General features: G+C 46.7%; 18 protein-coding genes and 1 tRNA gene. All 19 read right to left on the reverse strand.

Annotation, left to right across the window (positions count from 1 at the left end):
* Nucleotides 1–259 precede the first annotated feature (259 nt).
* The gene (hemL, locus tag A0126_RS10510) at nt 260–1570 is read right to left on the reverse strand and encodes a glutamate-1-semialdehyde 2,1-aminomutase (protein WP_088837552.1); all 1311 of its coding nucleotides are present in this window, start codon (nt 1568–1570) and stop codon (nt 260–262) included.
* Nucleotides 1567–2556: a porphobilinogen synthase gene (hemB, locus tag A0126_RS10515; protein ID WP_029331074.1), complete on the reverse strand. Its 990-nt coding sequence runs from the start codon at nt 2554–2556 to the stop codon at nt 1567–1569. Before hemB ends, hemL begins: the two co-directional genes overlap by 4 nt.
* A complete protein-coding gene (locus A0126_RS10520; protein WP_088838508.1) occupies nt 2553–3239 on the reverse strand; it encodes a uroporphyrinogen-III synthase in 687 nt (228 codons plus the stop codon). The genes hemB and A0126_RS10520 overlap by 4 nt, the downstream gene beginning before the upstream one ends.
* Nucleotides 3229–4155 carry a hydroxymethylbilane synthase gene (hemC, locus tag A0126_RS10525; protein ID WP_088837553.1) on the reverse strand — a complete coding sequence of 309 codons (927 nt, stop codon included), beginning with the start codon at nt 4153–4155 and terminating at the stop codon, nt 3229–3231. Before hemC ends, A0126_RS10520 begins: the two co-directional genes overlap by 11 nt.
* 82 nt (nt 4156–4237) lie before the next feature.
* Entirely contained in the window at nt 4238–5578 is a 1341-nt protein-coding gene (gene hemA, locus A0126_RS10530) for a glutamyl-tRNA reductase (RefSeq protein WP_088837554.1), read from the reverse strand.
* A 200-nt stretch (nt 5579–5778) separates the two neighbouring features.
* Nucleotides 5779–6930: an AI-2E family transporter gene (locus A0126_RS10535; RefSeq protein WP_088837555.1), complete on the reverse strand. Its 1152-nt coding sequence runs from the start codon at nt 6928–6930 to the stop codon at nt 5779–5781.
* A 268-nt stretch (nt 6931–7198) separates the two neighbouring features.
* Nucleotides 7199–7780, reverse strand: coding sequence for a ribosome biogenesis GTP-binding protein YihA/YsxC (gene yihA / locus A0126_RS10540; RefSeq protein WP_088837556.1), 582 nt, complete (start codon nt 7778–7780; stop codon nt 7199–7201).
* A gap of 1 nt (nt 7781) precedes the next feature.
* Nucleotides 7782–10091, reverse strand: a complete 2310-nt coding sequence (gene lon, locus A0126_RS10545; RefSeq protein ID WP_088837557.1) for an endopeptidase La — start codon at nt 10089–10091, stop codon at nt 7782–7784.
* Between the two features lie 69 nt (nt 10092–10160).
* The gene (gene clpX / locus A0126_RS10550) at nt 10161–11426 is read right to left on the reverse strand and encodes an ATP-dependent protease ATP-binding subunit ClpX (RefSeq protein WP_088837558.1); all 1266 of its coding nucleotides are present in this window, start codon (nt 11424–11426) and stop codon (nt 10161–10163) included.
* 233 nt (nt 11427–11659) lie between these two features.
* A complete protein-coding gene (gene tig / locus A0126_RS10555; RefSeq protein WP_088837559.1) occupies nt 11660–12952 on the reverse strand; it encodes a trigger factor in 1293 nt (430 codons plus the stop codon).
* Between the two features lie 112 nt (nt 12953–13064).
* A complete protein-coding gene (locus A0126_RS10560) occupies nt 13065–14072 on the reverse strand; it encodes a hypothetical protein (protein ID WP_088837560.1) in 1008 nt (335 codons plus the stop codon).
* Between the two features lie 26 nt (nt 14073–14098).
* Nucleotides 14099–14623, reverse strand: a complete 525-nt coding sequence (locus A0126_RS10565; RefSeq protein ID WP_239456737.1) for a hypothetical protein — start codon at nt 14621–14623, stop codon at nt 14099–14101.
* 104 nt (nt 14624–14727) lie between these two features.
* Nucleotides 14728–14801, reverse strand: a tRNA-Arg gene (locus A0126_RS10570).
* 67 nt (nt 14802–14868) lie between these two features.
* The gene (locus A0126_RS10575) at nt 14869–15375 is read right to left on the reverse strand and encodes a metallophosphoesterase family protein (RefSeq protein ID WP_088837562.1); all 507 of its coding nucleotides are present in this window, start codon (nt 15373–15375) and stop codon (nt 14869–14871) included.
* Between the two features lie 6 nt (nt 15376–15381).
* Entirely contained in the window at nt 15382–15978 is a 597-nt protein-coding gene (locus A0126_RS10580; protein ID WP_088837563.1) for an XTP/dITP diphosphatase, read from the reverse strand.
* Nucleotides 15975–16730, reverse strand: a complete 756-nt coding sequence (rph, locus tag A0126_RS10585; protein ID WP_088837564.1) for a ribonuclease PH — start codon at nt 16728–16730, stop codon at nt 15975–15977. The genes A0126_RS10580 and rph overlap by 4 nt, the downstream gene beginning before the upstream one ends.
* Nucleotides 16727–17536 carry a glutamate racemase gene (gene racE, locus A0126_RS10590; protein WP_088837565.1) on the reverse strand — a complete coding sequence of 270 codons (810 nt, stop codon included), beginning with the start codon at nt 17534–17536 and terminating at the stop codon, nt 16727–16729. Before racE ends, rph begins: the two co-directional genes overlap by 4 nt.
* Nucleotides 17537–17619: 83 nt before the next feature.
* Nucleotides 17620–17883 (reverse strand): phosphocarrier protein HPr, encoded by a 264-nt coding sequence (locus A0126_RS10595; RefSeq protein WP_012371023.1) that lies wholly within the window; start codon nt 17881–17883, stop codon nt 17620–17622.
* Between the two features lie 65 nt (nt 17884–17948).
* The gene (locus tag A0126_RS10600) at nt 17949–18404 is read right to left on the reverse strand and encodes an acyl-CoA thioesterase (protein WP_088837566.1); all 456 of its coding nucleotides are present in this window, start codon (nt 18402–18404) and stop codon (nt 17949–17951) included.
* Between the last annotated feature and the right edge of the window lie 13 nt (nt 18405–18417).

Below are 18417 nucleotides of genomic sequence, written 5' to 3' on the forward strand. Positions count from 1 at the left end.
TCCGCGGTACCACCTTAGTTCACCCCGAAAACGGGAGTGCCCTCTAGCCCGCGTAACGTGCGGAATCCGGATATCGCTCGCTCGCGCTTACGATACCAGCTCGTGGGGTGACCTTCGTCAGGACACACTGTCACATCTCTCAGCCGGTGGATGTGTTCTCTCTTACAGTCTGTTGTCTGACTACTCTTCCCGTCAACGCTGTTTCCAAATTATTCTTTCCTTATTTTATCCGAGACGTCCATCACCCGTCAAGAACTCCTTAACGGTTAAATTCGACCTGGAGTTCTTTGAACGTCAGTTCGACGGCTTCAATCGTCCGTTCGATATCATCATCCGAGTGGACGGTCGATAAGAAGAGTCCCTCGAATTGTGACGGTGGGAGGAAGATTCCGCGCGCCGCCATCTTTTGATAGTACGAACGGAACATCTCGAGGTTCGATGTTTTCGCTTGTTCGAAATTCGTCACGGGTTGATTAGTGAAGAAGACACCGAACATTGCTCCAGCCCGGTTCGTCGTCAACGGAATGTTATATTTCGCAGCAGCCTGTAAATAGCCTTCTGCTAGACGATTTGCTTTTTGGTCAAATTCTTCATAGTGCTCCGGTTTTAATTGCGTTAAGGTCGCAAGCCCCGCTGCCATCGCAAGCGGATTCCCCGACAGGGTACCTGCCTGATAGATTGGACCTTGCGGCGCGATTTGCTCCATGATGTCACGGCGTCCACCGTAGGCACCGACGGGCATACCACCACCGATGACTTTACCGAGACATGTGATGTCTGGCGTGACACCGAAGTATCCTTGGGCACAGTTGAAACCGACACGGAAACCCGTCATGACTTCGTCGAAAATTAATAACGTACCGTGTGCTTCCGTGATTTCACGAAGCCCTTCGAGGAATCCGGCTGCCGGCGGGACGAAGCCCATGTTCCCTGCTGCCGGTTCAACGATGACACCTGCGATATCGTCACCATGTTTTTCAAAGGCAGTCCGGACAGCGTCCATGTCGTTATACGGAACCGTCAACGTCATGCTGGCGATTTGTGCTGGAACTCCCGGTGAATCGGGAAGACCGAGCGTCGCGACGCCTGAACCGGCTTTAATCAACAACGAATCGCCGTGTCCGTGGTAACATCCTTCAAATTTCAGGATTTTCGTTTTGCCTGTAAACCCACGCGCGAGACGTAATGCCGCCATCGTTGCTTCCGTCCCCGAGTTGACCATCCGGACGACCTCGACGGACGGGACACGACTGATGACGAGTTCTGCCATCGCTGACTCGATTTCAGTTGGTGTCCCGTAACTCCAACCGCGTGTTGCCTGTTCTTGAATCGCCGCCGTGACGATCGGATCGGCGTGACCTAAAATCATCGGTCCCCATGATAAAACGTAATCGATGTATTCTTTCCCATCGATATCGTATAATTTTGAACCACTTGCCCGTTCGGCAAAGATTGGTGTCATACCAACTGATTTATAGGCACGGACTGGACTGTTCACGCCACCAGGCATGAGTGGTAATGCCCGCTCAAAGGCAGCTTTTGATTTTGAGTTCTGATTGGTTAAGCTCATTTCGATCCCTCCAAGTAACGACAGATGTCTTTCGCGAAATACGTGATGATTAAATCTGCTCCAGCACGTTTAAAGCCAAGCATCGTCTCCATGACGATTCGTTCTTCATCAATCCAACCGTTGAGTGCCGCTGCTTTGACCATGGCATATTCCCCTGAGACGTTGTAGGCGACGATTGGTAAATCAATCCGCTCGCGCACGTCCCGAATGATGTCCATGAAGGCAAGCGCTGGTTTGACAATCATGAAGTCTGCCCCTTGTTCTACGTCAGACGTTGCTTCCCGGAATGCTTCACGGCGGTTCGCCGGATCCATTTGATATCCTTTACGATCACCTTCACCCGGTGCTGAATTGGCTGCGTCACGGAATGGCCCATAATAGGCAGAAGCGTACTTAACGCCATAACTCATGACTGGAATATGGCTGAACCCATTCTCATCGAGCCCTTGACGGATCGCAGCGACAAAACCGTCCATCATCGAGGATGGGGCAATGATGTCTGCACCGGCACGCGCTTGTGAGACGGCCGTTTGGACGTGCAGTGGGAGTGAGGCGTCATTATCGACTGTACCGTCCGCGACGATGCCGCAATGTCCTGTCGATGTATATTCACAGAGACATGTATCCGCGATGACCGTCAATTGCGGTGCGAGTTTCTTGACGAGACGCGTTGCTTCTTGAACGATCCCGTGATCATGGAATGCCCCTGTGCCTTGTTCATCTTTTAAATGATCATGTGGGACACCAAATAAAATCACCGACTCGATACCGAGTTTTACGATTTCGTTGATTTCTGCTTCGAGATGATCAAGCGATAGGTTGAACACACCAGGCATCGAACTAACTTCCCGCTTAATGTCTTCTCCTTCTGCGATAAACAGTGGATAAATCAAATCTGATTTATGCAAATGATTTTCTCGTACGAGTGAGCGAAGTGAAGCCGTATTTCGCAAACGGCGGTGACGTGCGAATTCTAATGTGTTCATAACAGTTCCTCCTCTAAAATACAGTCAATCAATCCGTCGAGCGTAAACGTCTTCGCGATGCGCAGAGGATACAGTCCTGCTACTCGCGCTGCTTGTTCCGTGACCGGTCCAATCGCGACATACGTCGCAGACGTTTGAAGTGCTAACGAAGCGAGTGCTTCGACGGCCGATGGACTTTGTAATCCGATAAAAGTTGCGTCTGACAAACGTTCTCGTGGAATCCGTCGGATGTTCGTTTCATATGTCACGACTTCGAGGACGTCAGCTGAGACGAATTGTTTTAAGTGTTCGAGTGGTTCTTGGCGCGACCGATTCCCACGGGCAAAACAAATCCGTTGGTTCGGCAATAGTTGGTGCTGTAACTCGGCGACGAGAACATCACCCGTAAAGGCAGATGGGATGAAGTCCGCGGTTCGCCCCGCTCGTTCGAGGGCTTGCGCTGTTTTTGTCCCAACAACTGCAATTTTCGTTTTTTGTAATCGTGGTAAATCGGCCTCGATTCGTTCGACGCCTGTCGGGCTCGTCACGACCAACCAATCAAGTGCCGGTGGCAATTCGAATGCAACCGGTACCGTCTCGATACTTGGTTCGTGAATGACTTCAATCTGCCGTTCCGCTAAACGCTGCACTTGCTGCGAGTTCGGTGGCCGACTCCCGGTCAGGACAAGCCGTTTATAAGTCATCCGGCAACGATGCAAGAATTTCGCGACCGCCGGCATCGAGTAACCGATCCGCGACGAGTTGACCGAGTTGCATCGGGTCAAGCGAAGTTTCGCGTTCGAGCAAGATTTGTGTCCCATCGACTGAACCGATGAAACCGACGAGTGTCGTCGATAAATCTTCGTTGATCGTCGCAAAACCACCAACCGGGACGTGACAGCTTCCTTCGATCGCGGATAAGAATGACCGCTCGGCAAAGGCCACTTTTTCAGTCATTTGATCATGAATTAAATTTAAAAGATCACGGATTTCTTGATCTTGTTCACGGCATTCGATTGCCAAGATACCTTGACCGACAGCAGGAATCATCTCGTCCGTCGAAATGTATTCCGAGACGATTTCATCTGACCACCCCATCCGTTGCAGACCAGCTGCCGCAAGTAAAATCCCGTCGAATGGTCCTGTCTTCAACTTTTCGAGACGTGTATCAATGTTTCCGCGAATCGATTCAATCTTCAAATCCGGACGAAGTTTAAGCAATTGTGAGCCGCGGCGTAAACTGCTCGTCCCGACCGTAGCACCTTCAGGCAGGGTCGCAAGTCCGCCGCCTGTTGTTGTGATGAGCGCATCCCGTGCATCGACACGTGCAGGTGTTGATCCGATGATAAGACCTGCCGGAAGTTCTGACGGAAGATCTTTCATGCTATGGACAGCGAAGTCGATTTCTTCATCCAGCATCTGTTGTTCGATTTCCTTGACGAATAATCCTTTCCCGCCGACTTTAGACAATGTCACATCAAGGATGCGGTCCCCTTTAGTGATGATGTTTTTGATTTCGAATTCATATGGAGCACCCGCTTGTTTCAATTGCTCGATGACCCATTTCGTCTGTGTCATCGCTAGTTTCGAACTGCGTGAACCTACTATGATTTTTCGCATGCTAAAATCCCCCTGTACAATAATAAAGGGGCGGCACAAGTCCGCCCCATGCTTTTCTATTGTAACACAATTACAGCTTTGTTCACCGATTCACAGCTTTGCGTGGTTCAGAAGTTTCGTCTTGTAACACGACGTCTTCGACCGACGAATCAAACAGTTCTTCATCGAGTGCAAAGGTGTCCATGAACTGTGCAATGCGTTGTTCTGCATCTGGTTTTGCCGCGGCATCTTTAATGTATGAGAGCGGTTCACGTAATAATTGATTGATAATTGATTTCATGTGTTTTCCGATGACGGCTTTTTCACGGGCCGACATGTCCGGCAGTTTCCGTTCGAGGCTTTGCATCGTCTCTTGCTGAATTTTAAGCGATTGATCGCGCAGTTCCGTAATGATTGGAACGACACCAAGCGTCGTCATCCATCCTTCAAACTCAGCGATGGCAGCTTCAATCCGTAACTCGATTTTAGCCGCTTCTTTCATCCGTTCCGCCATGTTCTGTTGGACGATTGATGTTAAATCATCGACGTCATATAAATGAACACCAGGTAAGTCACCCGCTGTCGGCTCGATATCACGTGGTACCGCGATGTCGATCAACAGGAAGGGACGGTCACTGCGGAACAGTTGAGCAGCGGCGATATCTTCCCGCTTGATGATCGCCCGTTTGGCACCGGTAGAAGAAATGACGATATCAGCGCGAAGAAGACCACATTGCATTTCGTTAATCGAATGTGCAGACCCTTCGAAACGATTCGCAACTTCTTCTGCTTTCGCAAGCGTTCGGTTAAAGACCGTGATATCTCGCGCACCGGCCTCATACAAGTTCAACGTCGTCAATTCACCTGTCTCACCGGCACCGATGACGACAATTGATTTATCTTCAAGAGAACCGAGCAATTGTTCTGCAAGTGTCACGGCAGCAGCACTGACAGAAACGGCACTCTCCCCGATTCCTGTTTCAGCATGGGCACGTTTCGCAAGCGTTACCGCTTCCTTAAATAGTTTGTTGAAGACCGTTCCCGTCGTTTCTAATTTTTGCGCTGTAAAAAAACTTGTCTTCACTTGACCTAAAATTTGCGTTTCCCCGACGATCATCGAATCGAGACCACTCGTCACTCGGAACAAGTGCTTCATCGCATCAAATCCTTCATGGATGAATAAATACGGTTCAAGTTCTTCCATCGTCAAACCGAACCAGTTCGCAAGAAAACGTTTTGTATAGTAGCGTCCTGTGTGTGGTTGATCCGTCACGACATATAATTCGGTCCGGTTACAAGTCGACACGATGACGCTCTCGAAAATACTCTTTTCATCTCGTAACGCCACGACCGCTCCCTTCATCTCATGTTCCCCAAATGAGACTTGTTCGCGTATTGATACAGGCGCCGTCTTATTATTTAAACCGACAACTACGATATGCATGCGCTCTACCCCTTACGTCTAAAGATTTCATTCTCCTCTATCTTTTGTTCTCTACTCTACATTATAACCATTATAAAAAAGATTCCAATCAATTTATAAACTAAAATGAGTCAAAGTTGTGAAAAGTATTCTTTCATCCTATCCCTCTCTCGGATAAATCACAAACCCTCTGCTCGAATGTTTCAGCAGAGGGCTTATCGTTAGGATTTGGAAGAATCGGTAATAATTGTCGAGCTCTCGGTCTGCAAGTCGAACTGTTGCTGACGTAAACGATAAATACGAGCAATGTTCTGGATGACGACTTTGGAGACAGCATATGTCGGAACAGCCAAAATGACGCCGATGATACCGGCGATTTTACCGGCGACGAGCAAGACGATGATGATCGTCAACGGATGAACTTTTAACGTTTTCCCTTGAACATACGGAGAAATCAAATTCGATTCAATTTGTTGTGCGATAACGATCGTGATGATTGCATAAAGCGCCTTGATTGGATCATCGATGAATCCGACGATGACAGCAGGAACAGCCCCGATATATGGTCCAAGATACGGAATGATGTTCGTCACCGTACAAAATAATGCGAGTAACAAAGCGTATTGAATATCTGAGATGAAGAAACCGATTAACGACATCAACCCGACGCAGAGTGAGACGATGACTTGACCATTGACGTAGTGCTTAACCGTCACGTGCATGTCATGTAAGATGTTACGTGTTTCTGCCTCATAGCCTTTCGGTAAAAGTTTAACGACCGAGTCAGGAAACTTGTACCCGTCAAGCAGCATGTAGACGAGAATGAACGGAACGAGCACGACGATTAGAACCGTCGAAGAGATGACACCGAAAATGGTTCCGACAGATGCCGAAACGGACTTGAAGAGCGTTCCGATATATGACGTCGCTTCATTCGTCCACTCGTCAAACAATTCCGTATTGTGTTGAACCCAATTCGAAATAAAACGATTGTCCATCAATTGATCGCGTAGATTCAACGTTTGATCACGTAGTTCTATGACAAGATTCGGGATGCTCGTGACAAACTCCGTCACCTGTTTGACGAGGATTGGACCAATCAACGTAATGATGAGCGTCAAAATCCCGACAAAAGCGAGTAAAACAATCAGAACGGCAAGTCCACGTTTTTTGACACGTTTTTGTAAGGCGTCAACGATTCCAAGTGTAAAGTAATAAAAAATTCCTGCAATGATAAGTGGTGGGAAAATTAACGCAAGCATCACTTTAATCGGTTGGAATAAAAACGAGATTTTCGTCCCGACCCAGATGACTAAGAAAATCGTTAGTATCCAAAGTAATGCTTTAAACCATTTGTTTCGAAGTAAGTCCACGAATAAGCCTCCTACAGTTTTCAATTCCGGTATAGCATATTTTTTAAAGCTGCTATTCCATTAATTTGTTATTATTTCATCTTTTTCGTCAAGATTTACGCTGGATGAAAGCTATGCCCAAAAGAGAACTGGAAATAATCTTTATCTTTTTACAATATTAAGTATAGATACATCGCTATTTTTTATCTATATTATTTTCGAAATAATAAATTAAAAGGCAATGTTCACAAGATGAACATTGCCTTTTACCTTCAATCAGTTGTACCTCTTACAAATGAGCATAAATCGCTTCCCATGCCGCATCGACACCTTCGCCCGTTTCTGAAGAAAACGGAATGAATGTATCTTGACCATCAAATTGCAGTTTCCGCTTGATGGCTGCGATTTGTTTATCCCGCTGACCACGCTTGATTTTATCAAGTTTTGTCGCGACGACGATGACGGATAAATCATAGTACTTTAAGAAGTCGTACATGATGACATCATCTGCCGATGGTTCATGACGAATGTCAACGAGTAAGACGACACCTTTTAGTATTTCACGTGTCGTGAAATACTTCTCCATCATTTTTCCCCAGGCTTCCCGTTCCGTTTTCGAAACTTTCGCGTAGCCGTATCCGGGTACATCGACAAACATGAGCTCATCATTGATATTGAAGAAGTTCAACGTTTGTGTTTTCCCTGGTTTTGATGAAGTACGCGCGAGCGCCTTCCGCTGTACGAGCTTATTGATGAACGACGACTTTCCGACGTTCGACCGTCCCGCAAGTGCAACTTCCGGAAGAAGTGGTTCCGGATAATGCTCCGGATTGACACCACTTGTAATAAAATCTGCTTTATAAATTTTCATGTTACTCTCCTTTTAATGCATGTTCGAGTACTTGGTCCATCGTAGCGACCGGAATGAATCGAATCCCATCTCGAACGGTTTCTGGAATCTCATCGATATCGCGCGTATTGTCTTGTGGCATTAAAATCGTCGTCAATCCTGCACGATGTGCCGCGAGCGATTTCTCTTTTAGACCACCGATTGGTAAGACACGACCACGTAACGTGATTTCGCCTGTCATTCCGACGTCGCGCCGGACTGGACGTTTCGTCAGAGCAGAAATCAAGGCTGTCGCAATCGTAATCCCAGCTGACGGGCCATCTTTCGGTACGGCGCCTTCCGGTACGTGGATATGAATATCCTGTGTTTCATAGAAATTCGGGTCAATTCCAACTGTTTCAGCATTCGCTCGTACGAAGCTGTATGCTGTCTGAGCCGACTCTTGCATGACATCACCAAGTTTACCCGTTAATTGCAATTTTCCTTTACCTGGCGCAAGACTGACTTCAATCGTCAGTGTGTCGCCCCCAAATGCAGTATACGCTAAACCGGTCACCGCGCCAATCGTATCTTCTAATTCTCCTTGACCATACCGGTAGATCGGTTTCCCTAAGAAGTCTGGTAAGTTCCGTTTCGTCACCGTGACACGTTTCTTTTCACCCATCGCGATTTGTTTCGCCGCCTTACGACAAAGCGACCCTAACACACGTTCCAAGTTCCGGACACCGGCTTCTCGTGTATACCGTCGGACGACTTCCTCGAGCGCGTCCGGTTTGACTGTTAATTGACTCTTTTTCAAGCCGTGTTCTTTGATTTGTTTCGATAGCAAGTGACGGACCGCAATTTGTGCTTTCTCTTGCTCCGTATAACCACCGATTTGAATCAATTCCATCCGGTCAAGTAAAGGTCCTGGAATGTTCGAGACATCATTCGCCGTTGCGATGAATAACACGTTCGATAAATCGAACGGCTCTTCGATATAGTGATCAGAAAAGCTATTGTTTTGCTCAGGATCGAGCACTTCAAGCATCGCAGACGATGGATCCCCACGGAAATCATTCGACATCTTATCGATTTCGTCGAGTAGGAAGACCGGATTGTTCGTACCTGCTTGTTTCAGTCCACGAATGATTCGTCCCGGCATCGCTCCGATATACGTCCGGCGATGGCCGCGGATCTCTGCTTCATCTCGTACACCACCAAGCGATACACGGACGAACTTCCGTTCAAGAGCGGTAGCGATGGAACGTGCAAGTGAAGTCTTCCCGACCCCCGGAGGACCTGCGAGACATAGAATCGGTCCACGTAACGAATCCGTCAATTGACGGACAGCTAAATACTCGAGAATCCGTTCTTTTACTTTTTCGAGACCGTAGTGATCTTCATCGAGTTGTTCCGACGCCGCTTCGACGTTCAAGAAATCATCCGTCGCCTCATTCCATGGAAGCGAGAAGAACCATTCCAAGTAATTTCGAATGACACCATGTTCCGGACTCGTCGCCGGTACGACGGCTAACCGATTGATTTCTTTTTCAACGTTTGCAACGGCTGTGTCTGATAAATCTAGCATCGCTAGCTGTTCTTTATACTTCACAGCATCACTTTCAGCAGAAACTGCTTCCCCTCCGAGTTCTTGTTGAATCGTTTTCAACTGTTCCCGAAGGTAATAGTCACGTTGGGATTGTTCAATCGTTTTTTTCGTCCGTTCCCGCATTTCTCGCTCTAGCTCAACGACTTCATACTCATGCTTCATGACATCGAGCAACATCAAGCCCCGCTCGACCGGATCATTTTCTTCTAGGAATTCTTGTTTTTTTGCAAGTTCAATCGGCAATTTCGACGTGATGTAATCCGTCAAAGAATCCAGGCGTTCATACGTTTCAAAACGACGTCGTTCGTCTGTCCCGATGCCTTTGATACGGGAGACGAGTTGACCGAATTGTTCTTTAATCAAGCGGACGAGCGCCTCTTGTTTTGCACCTTTGATATCGATTTTCTCGATCGGTTCGATGGCTGCTTGATACCCTTCATCCGTTTCACTGACTTGTTCAATCCGAACACGTTCCTTACCGATGACGCGAACGCGGACCGTATCATTGCCAAGCTCACTCATCTTCGCGATTTGGACAAGTGTTCCGATTGTATGCAGTCCGTCAACCGATGGTTCTGCTTCTGGGTCGCGTTGCGTCACGACGACCAAATCAATTTCATGTTCCTTTGAAGCGAGTAATGCTTTTAGTGAAACTGGTCGACCAACATCAATCGTCAAGCCGATTAATGGATAGGCGACGACGCCACGAAGTGGTAAAAGTGGATATTGTTTTGTCTTCATCAAATTCCTCCTAAACAAAAAAGGCTCGGAAAGGCGTACAAGTAGCCTCCGAGCCGATTTGTCACGGTGTTACGCCGTTTCTTTTTCTTTACCTTGTTCAATTGTACCATCTTTCAACTCAAGCGTCGGACCACGCTTACCAGTCAACGTTTCAGCTGTAATGATGACTTTTGCGATATCTTCACGTGATGGTATTTCGAACATGATTTCAAGCATCGTTTCCTCAATGATCGAACGTAAACCACGTGCACCGGTTTTCCGTTTGATTGCGAGTTTCGCGATTTCAATTAGTCCTTCATCTGTGAAGTCGAGTTCGACATCATCAAGTTGAAGCATTTTTTTATATTGTTTGACTAACGCATTTTTAGGTTTCGTCAAGATTTGGACGAGTGCATCCTCATCGAGTGGTTCGAGTGTCGCCATGACTGGCAGACGACCGATGAACTCGGGGATTAGTCCGAATTTTTGGAGATCCTCTGGTAATGCGGCAGCAAGAATTTCTTTTTGCGTAAAGTTACGGTTTTCAGAATCATTTCCGAATCCGATGACTTTTTTACCAAGACGACGTTTAATCGATTGATCGATTCCATCAAATGCTCCACCGACGATGAAAAGAATATTCGTCGTATCGATTTGAATGAATTCTTGATGTGGATGTTTACGTCCACCTTGTGGCGGTACGCTCGCAACTGTTCCTTCTAGGATTTTAAGAAGTGCTTGTTGCACCCCTTCCCCTGATACATCACGTGTGATGGAAGGATTTTCAGATTTACGGGCAATTTTATCAATCTCATCAATATAGATGATTCCTTTTTCTGCTTTCTCGACATCGTAATCAGCAGCTTGAATGAGTTTCAAGAGGATGTTTTCAACATCTTCCCCAACATATCCAGCTTCCGTTAAACTTGTCGCATCCGCAATCGCGAAAGGAACATTTAAGATACGTGCCATTGTTTGTGCAAGAAGTGTCTTACCACTACCTGTTGGTCCAATCATGACGATGTTAGATTTAGAAAGCTCGACATCATCTGCCCGACCACCGGCGTTGATTCGTTTGTAATGATTGTACATTGCGACAGACAAAGACTTTTTGGCTTTCTCTTGACCGATGACATAATCATTTAATGTCTCACGAATTTCATGCGGTTTTGGTACGTTCTTTAGTTCGACTTCTTCTTCTGTACCAAGTTCCTCTTCAACGATTTCATTGCAGAGTTCGATACATTCATCGCAAATGTAAACGCCAGGTCCAGCAACAAGTTTGCGCACTTGCTCTTGTGTCTTTCCGCAGAAAGAACATTTTAGCTGACCTTTCTCTTCGTTAAATTTAAACATAAAGGTCCACCCCTTTAACGTGGAAGTTGTATAGATACGTTTCGCATCCAATCTCACGTTTTACTATTAATGATTGTAGCACGAACAAGGAAAGTCTTTCAAATCTTGGACGAGCGTTTTACAGTTTGATTTGAAGATTTTGATAATGTTTGTCCTTGTTTGACCTATCGTACAAAAAAAACGACTTCAAGACCAGAAATAGGTCTTGAAATCGTTTAGTTCAGTTAAAAAACTTATTTCGTTTTAGCATTATCAACGAGAACGTCGATTGCTTTACGGAACTGGAGATCACCTTTAAGCGTGTCGAGACCACCTTGTGGCGCGAGCATCGTTTCAAGTTGATCAGCAGGGATGTTGTAGAGTTCAGACATCGATTGAAGTTCAGCTTGCGCTTCTTCTTCGTTCACTTCGATGTTTTCATCTGCAACAATTTGTTTCAGAACGAGACGTGCTTTAACACGTTCTTCTGCTTGTTCTTTCATTTCAGTACGCATCGCTTCTTCTGTCGTTCCAGTTAACTGGAAGTACATGTCGAGTTCGATACCTTGTGATTGAATGCGTTGTGTGAATTCTTGGACCATACGCTCAACTTCGTTGTCGACCATAACTGCAGGAAGATCAACTGTCGCGTTTTTAGTCGCTGCTTCAACCAACTCATCACGCATTGAAGCATCAGCTTCTTGTTTACGTGTGTTTTCAAGACGTGTACGAATTTTTGTTTTCAACTCATCAAGAGAAGAAACTTCTTCGTCCATTTCTTTAGCGAACTCATCTGTCAATTCAGGGAGTTCTTGTGCTTTAACTTCGTGGATTGTTACTTTGAATACGACTGGTTTACCAGCGAGTGATGCTTCATGGTACTCTTCTGGGAAAGTAACGTCGATATCTTTTTGCTCACCAGTTTTCAGACCGACCATTTGCTCTTCGAATCCTGGAATGAAGTTTCCTGAACCGATGACGAGTGAATAGTTTTCAGCAGTTCCGCCGTCGAATTGGTTGTCCCCATCAAAACCTGCGAAGTCGAATACGACTGTGTCGCCATTTTCGATGACGCCGTCTTCTTTTACGACGAGCTCTGCTCCACGCTCTTGCATTGTTTTGAGTTCAGCATCGACATCTTCGTCAGTGACGTCAGTTTCGACAGCTGTGTACTCAAGACCTTTGTACTCACCGAGAGTTGCTTCAGGTTCGATGACGAACGTGATTTTAAACTCAACCGGTTTTCCTTTTTCGAGTGTTTCAACGTCGATGTTTTCAAGCGCGATTGGCTCGATACCTGATTCGACGACAGCACCTTCGATTGTATCTTGATACAAGATATCAAGAGCATCTTGATAAAGTGCTTCTTCACCGTACATTTTGTTAAACATTGTGCGTGGCATTTTTCCTTTACGGAAACCAGGTGTGTTCAAAGTCTTAACGACTTTCTTGAACGCTTGGTCTACCGCTTTATCAAATGCTTCAGCAGGCGCTTCATACGTGAGAACGCCGAGGCTACCTGATTGTTTTTCCCATTTTGCAGTCATGCTGAGTCCCTCCAAAATTGTCAATTAGCGTACATGTGTGTACAACAAGTCACATTATAGCACATCCATTCCGAGCATTACCACTGTTGAACGAATGGATTCCTCGCATTTCCTATATCGCCGTCTTCTCGTACGCTTTTCCCTCTTCTAACATCTGATGAGCACTATCGTATAAGTCACGCGCAAGTGCCCCGAGTTCTTTTTCGGGCACATCACGTTCGAACGTCATTCCAGCGAGTGCATCAAGCGTTTCAATCATTTCGACCGGATCCATATCGAATAAATCGACTTCCTGATTGAGGTGGAGCATTTGATGCCAGGACAACATTAGTAGCGCTCGAAAAGGATCGAGCCGTCTTAAGCTAAATAAAACTTCTTGCACTTCGAGCAGTTGCGCCTGCTGTTGTTCCAACCGTCTACGTAGCTGCTCGGCGGAATCGAATGTCACGTCAAGCTGCAAACGTTCGATTCGAAGCGTTAAAGGAAAACATGAGTCATCCGTCATTAATTGCGATAATAACGTATGAAGGACGATCAAACTTTGCTGTCTTACGTCCTCACCGATTGCATAAGAGGTGCAAAGATACCGTCTCAATTCAAGCGCCTTTTCAAGCGTCAGTCCACGTAACTGCTCGAATTGTTGTTCGTACGTTCCTGTTTGAAAAACGTTTATCCATTCCGCTTCCGACTTTCCGACCGATTTCCGAGTTAAAAACGATTCGTCCGAACGTGCTTCCTTGTCTGGTTCCGTTTGCCGTCCAAGCATTGATGCCGCTTCTTCCAACTTAACTGCTAGACCGTATGGTAAGTATGGTGAGGCTGTCCGAAGCGCGACACGAAGCGGGTATGCCTGTCCATGCTCAAAGAGGAAGAGCGCAAGCACTTGCTCAACTCCTTCGACTGTCAAAAACGATTCCGCTATTTTGATGAAGCGTTCTCGTTCTTCTTTACTCTCAGAAAAAGCATCTTGCATCGTATATACCCTATACAAAATGTCGTCATCACTCATCGCCACGTCATCGAGTCGCTTCATCCGTTCATCTCGCTCGACCCTCGTTATCCGTGCGAGTCGCATCCGTTCCTGTTCCAGCGGTCGTTCCATCCAACGGGATTCACTCATGCGCTCTCCTCCTCTACCAATCATTCTTATTTTGTGAAGGGATCGAGTCGTTCCGTCCAACTAGATATTGCGTCTTGCAGTCGTTGCCCTTGTTCGACTCCAAGCTGATTCAACGTATCGAGCGAGACGTCCGTCTCAAGAAGACGTGTCATCGACTCTGATTGATCGACATACTGCTTTAACTTATCACTCAAACTCTTTAGTTCGGCCGGCGGACTGTCGAGACTAGACAGACGCTCGTCGATTTGATCAAGCTCTTTCTCTAACTTTTGAACCGTCTCATCATTTTTCAGCTTTTCCATTTGTTGATCCAGTGTTTGTTCTGGATTTGCCGATTCGCGTGCATTCTCCGCTGCTTGATCGAGCTTAGCCGAGAGCTCTGACGTGACACGTGATGTATCTTTCGCAATCGTTTGTAGTTCCGCTGCATAATCAACATTATTTTTCACTTCGACGACTTGTTGTTTTGCGTCGTCGACCGTATTCGTTATTTCGCTACAACCAGCTAGAGCAACTGTCAGAAGGAGGATTCCACCGATTCGTTTCCTCATTGTCCACATCCCCTTTTTAAGTTCATGATACCTTGATTATAATCGAAAATCATAATAAAAAAAAGAGACCGCCCTCGTAAGGGCAGTCTCTATTTTAATTATAGCGTCCCAAGAGGGATTCGAACCCCCGACCGACGCCTTAGAAGGGCGTTGCTCTATCCAGCTGAGCTATTGGGACGTGTCAACACGAATAAACTATACTAAAACAATTCTTTCGTGTCAATCACATTACAAAAAATCTTTTCTTAAAGCGTGCCCTCTAAATGTAAAGCATTAATCTGTTCACCTGTCAGATCGTAAAAATCAACGGAATACGCATCTTCTTCAAGCGTCAAAATCGCATACGTTTTTTCAGGACGGTGTCGCGGCATACGAATCGAACCCGGATTGATGAAGAGTTTACCATCCTTTTGTTCCGCTTTCGCCACGTGCGAATGACCGTACAACACGACCTGTGCTGCTTTTTGATCCGCATGATGGACTAATTGATCGAGGCTGTATTTCACGTCTTGACGATGACCATGGACACATAATAGATTGACTGCGCCAAAAGGCTCAAGTACCTCATCGGCAAAGTCGTTACCATAATCACAATTCCCTTTAACGACACGATAGGGATATAATGATTCGTCCATCCGTGTCAACTGTGAGTCTCCACAATGATACGCAACCTCTGCTTCCGGATGCCGTTCGACGATTGTCAGAAGTTCCGATTCGAGACCATGGCTATCACTAACGATTAACGCTTTCATCGTTGATCACTCTCCTAAAAAAGTAGTCAGTGCTAATTCAAGTTTTTTCAACGCATTCCCGCGATGACTAATCGCCGCTTTCTCATCTTTTGTTAACTCGGCGGCCGTTTGATTTCGAGATGGGACGATGAACAAAGGATCATAACCGAAACCATGCTCACCTTTCGCTTCGAATCCGATGAGACCTTCCATCGTACCGCGTACAGTCAACGTCTCCCCAGAAGGTTTTGCAAGTGACAATGCACAGACGAAGCGCGCTGTCCGCTCTTCGATTGATCGATTGCCCAATTTTTCGAGCAACAATGCATTATTCGCTGCATCTGATTTTTCTAGACCTGCAAAACGCGCTGAGTAGACACCAGGCGCCCCGTTGAGCGCGTCGACTTCGAGTCCCGAGTCGTCGGCAAGAACCGCGTGACCGAAGTAAGCAGCTGCTTCTTTCGCTTTCAGTTCAGCATTTTCTTCAAAAGTTACACCCGTTTCATCCGTCTCAGGTGCAGCTTCGTAATCCAGTAGAGAAGATACGTCATAACCTAGTTTCCCGAGCATCACTTCGAGTTCTTTCACTTTCCCGGCATTGCGGGTCGCGACGATGATTTTCATCGGTGTTCCCCCACTTCTTCTCCAACATACCACCACGAAGCACCTAATGCGTCTTGACCGGCACGCAGGAGTTCTTCAATACCCTTTTCCCCAAGTTCGAGCATATCGAGCATTTCCCGTTTCGAAAATGTCGCCTCTTCACCTGTCGCCTGCATCTCGACGATTTTCCCGGAAGAGGTCATGACTAAGTTCAAATCAACATCGGCTGCAGCATCCTCTTCATAACAGAGATCGAGGAGCAGCTCTTGACCGACCTTTCCAATCGAGACGGCTGCGATTCCTTCTTTGATTGGTGTATCCGTCAGTTTCCCGCTTTGAATCAGACCGTCTACTGCGAGGACGAGGGCAAGAAAACCGCCTGTGATCGCAGCCGTTCTCGTTCCGCCATCCGCTTGAATGACATCACAATCAATCCAGACCGTCCGCTCGCCTAGTTTTTCTAAGTCGACGACAGCACGTAACGCCCGACTGATCAAACGCTGAATTTCCATCGTCCGACCTGTCTGTTTACCACGGACCGACTCGCGCGCTGTCCGTTGCGCCGTCGCACGTGGTAACATTGCATATTCCGCATTGATCCAGCCATGACGTTTCCCCCGTAAAAAGGGTGGGACTTTCTCTTCGACCGTTGCCGTACACAAGACCCGCGTGTCTCCGACTGCGATCATGATGGAACCTTCCGCATGTTTATTCACATTCGTCTCAAACGCAATCGCTCGCATCACCGTAGATTCTCGTTGATCGATTCTCATGTCGTTTCCTCCGTTCCGAGTACTAATCGTTTTGCTTGGATCGGTCGACTCAACCAATCGGTCGCGATCCGTTCAAAGGAACGCGTGTCACCTGTCGCATGATACACATGTTCCGGTATAAAATCATTTCCTGCTGCAATTCCATTGTAGTCGAGGAGAGCCGCGACTTCGAGCGCCGTCTCGTCTCCTGAAGAAATCAATTGGACGTCTGGTCCGATGACTCGTCCAATGACATCTGCGAGCAGCGGATAATGGGTACACCCTAAAATTAACGTGTCCATGTCGTACGAAAGCAATGGACGTAATGTATTCGCGACGACACGTTCGACGTAAGCACCTGTCGTCTGTGAGGACTCGACGAGCGGGACGAACGGCGGACATGCAAGTGATTCGACAACAACTTGCCCTTCGACATGTCGTAATGCCTTTTCATAAGAATTGCTCTCGACCGTCATCTTCGTCCCGATGACACCGATTCGTTTCGATCGCGTTACCTTGACTGCCGCCCGTGCTCCTGGGTCGATGACGCCAATGACTGGAATCGTCAATTTTTCCCGTGCTTCTTTCAGGACGACTGCCGTCGCTGTATTACAGGCGATGACAATCAGTTTGACATCCTGCGCGACAAGATAATCAATCATCTCCCATGTAAATTGCCGGATTTCTTCTTCCGGTCGTGGTCCATAGGGACAGCGTAATGTATCCCCGACATATATGATTTGTTCATGAGGAAGCTGCCGCATCAGCTCACGCGCGACCGTCAAGCCGCCGACCCCAGAATCTAATACTCCAATTGGTTTGTTCACGTCATATCTCACCTTCCTATCCTCTATGGTAACAAAAAAGGACGACGGTGCAAGACCGGCGTCCGAGAATGTAGATAAAAGGATTACTGAGCAAGACCTTCGCTTGTCAGCATGTCTGAAAGAGTCGTGATTGCTTCAGAAGCATCGTCACCGTTTGCAACGATTTTGATGTCTGAATCTTTAGCGATACCGAGTGAAAGTACACCCATGATCGACTTAAGGTTAACAGTCTTTCCGTTGTACTCCAAGTTGATATCTGATTGGAATTTTGAAGCTGTGTTGACAAGTTGTGTTGCAGGACGAGCATGAATGCCTGAATCTGCGATGACTTTGAATGTTTTTTCCATGATTAAGAAATCTCCCTCCACTAATAACGTACTAGTGAGTCGTTTTCGAATATGTGAACTCATTATCAAATGATAACGGATTCGAATCGATTCTGCAAGGAATTTTTATAGGCTTTATCCCATGGAAAAGCATTCCCAGCACGATCGATTTGTACCATCGACGTTCGTCCCGTAAACATCAGTTGCTCTTCGTCATCGAATGCCGCGTAATGGACGTCACACGAGGCTTTTCCGACTTGAACAGGATAGGCGTAGACTGCAAGCCGCGTCCGTGGATAAACTTGGCGGATGTAGTTACACTGCGCATCCGCGACGACGACGATTCCGTCATCTGCTAACGAGTAGCCTGTCTCTTCAAGCATCAACGTCCGGACATCCTCAAAATAGACGAACGGGACTCGATTGTTCATATGACCGTAGGCATCCGTCTCAGCGAAGCGAACCGCAACATCGAGTCTCGTCCCGTGTTTCATTTGACTTAACCACCCATCTAAATCTTCGATATAACTAGGTACACGCACGTAAATTCCCTCC

It is taken from the genome of Exiguobacterium sp. N4-1P (genome assembly GCF_002214325.1).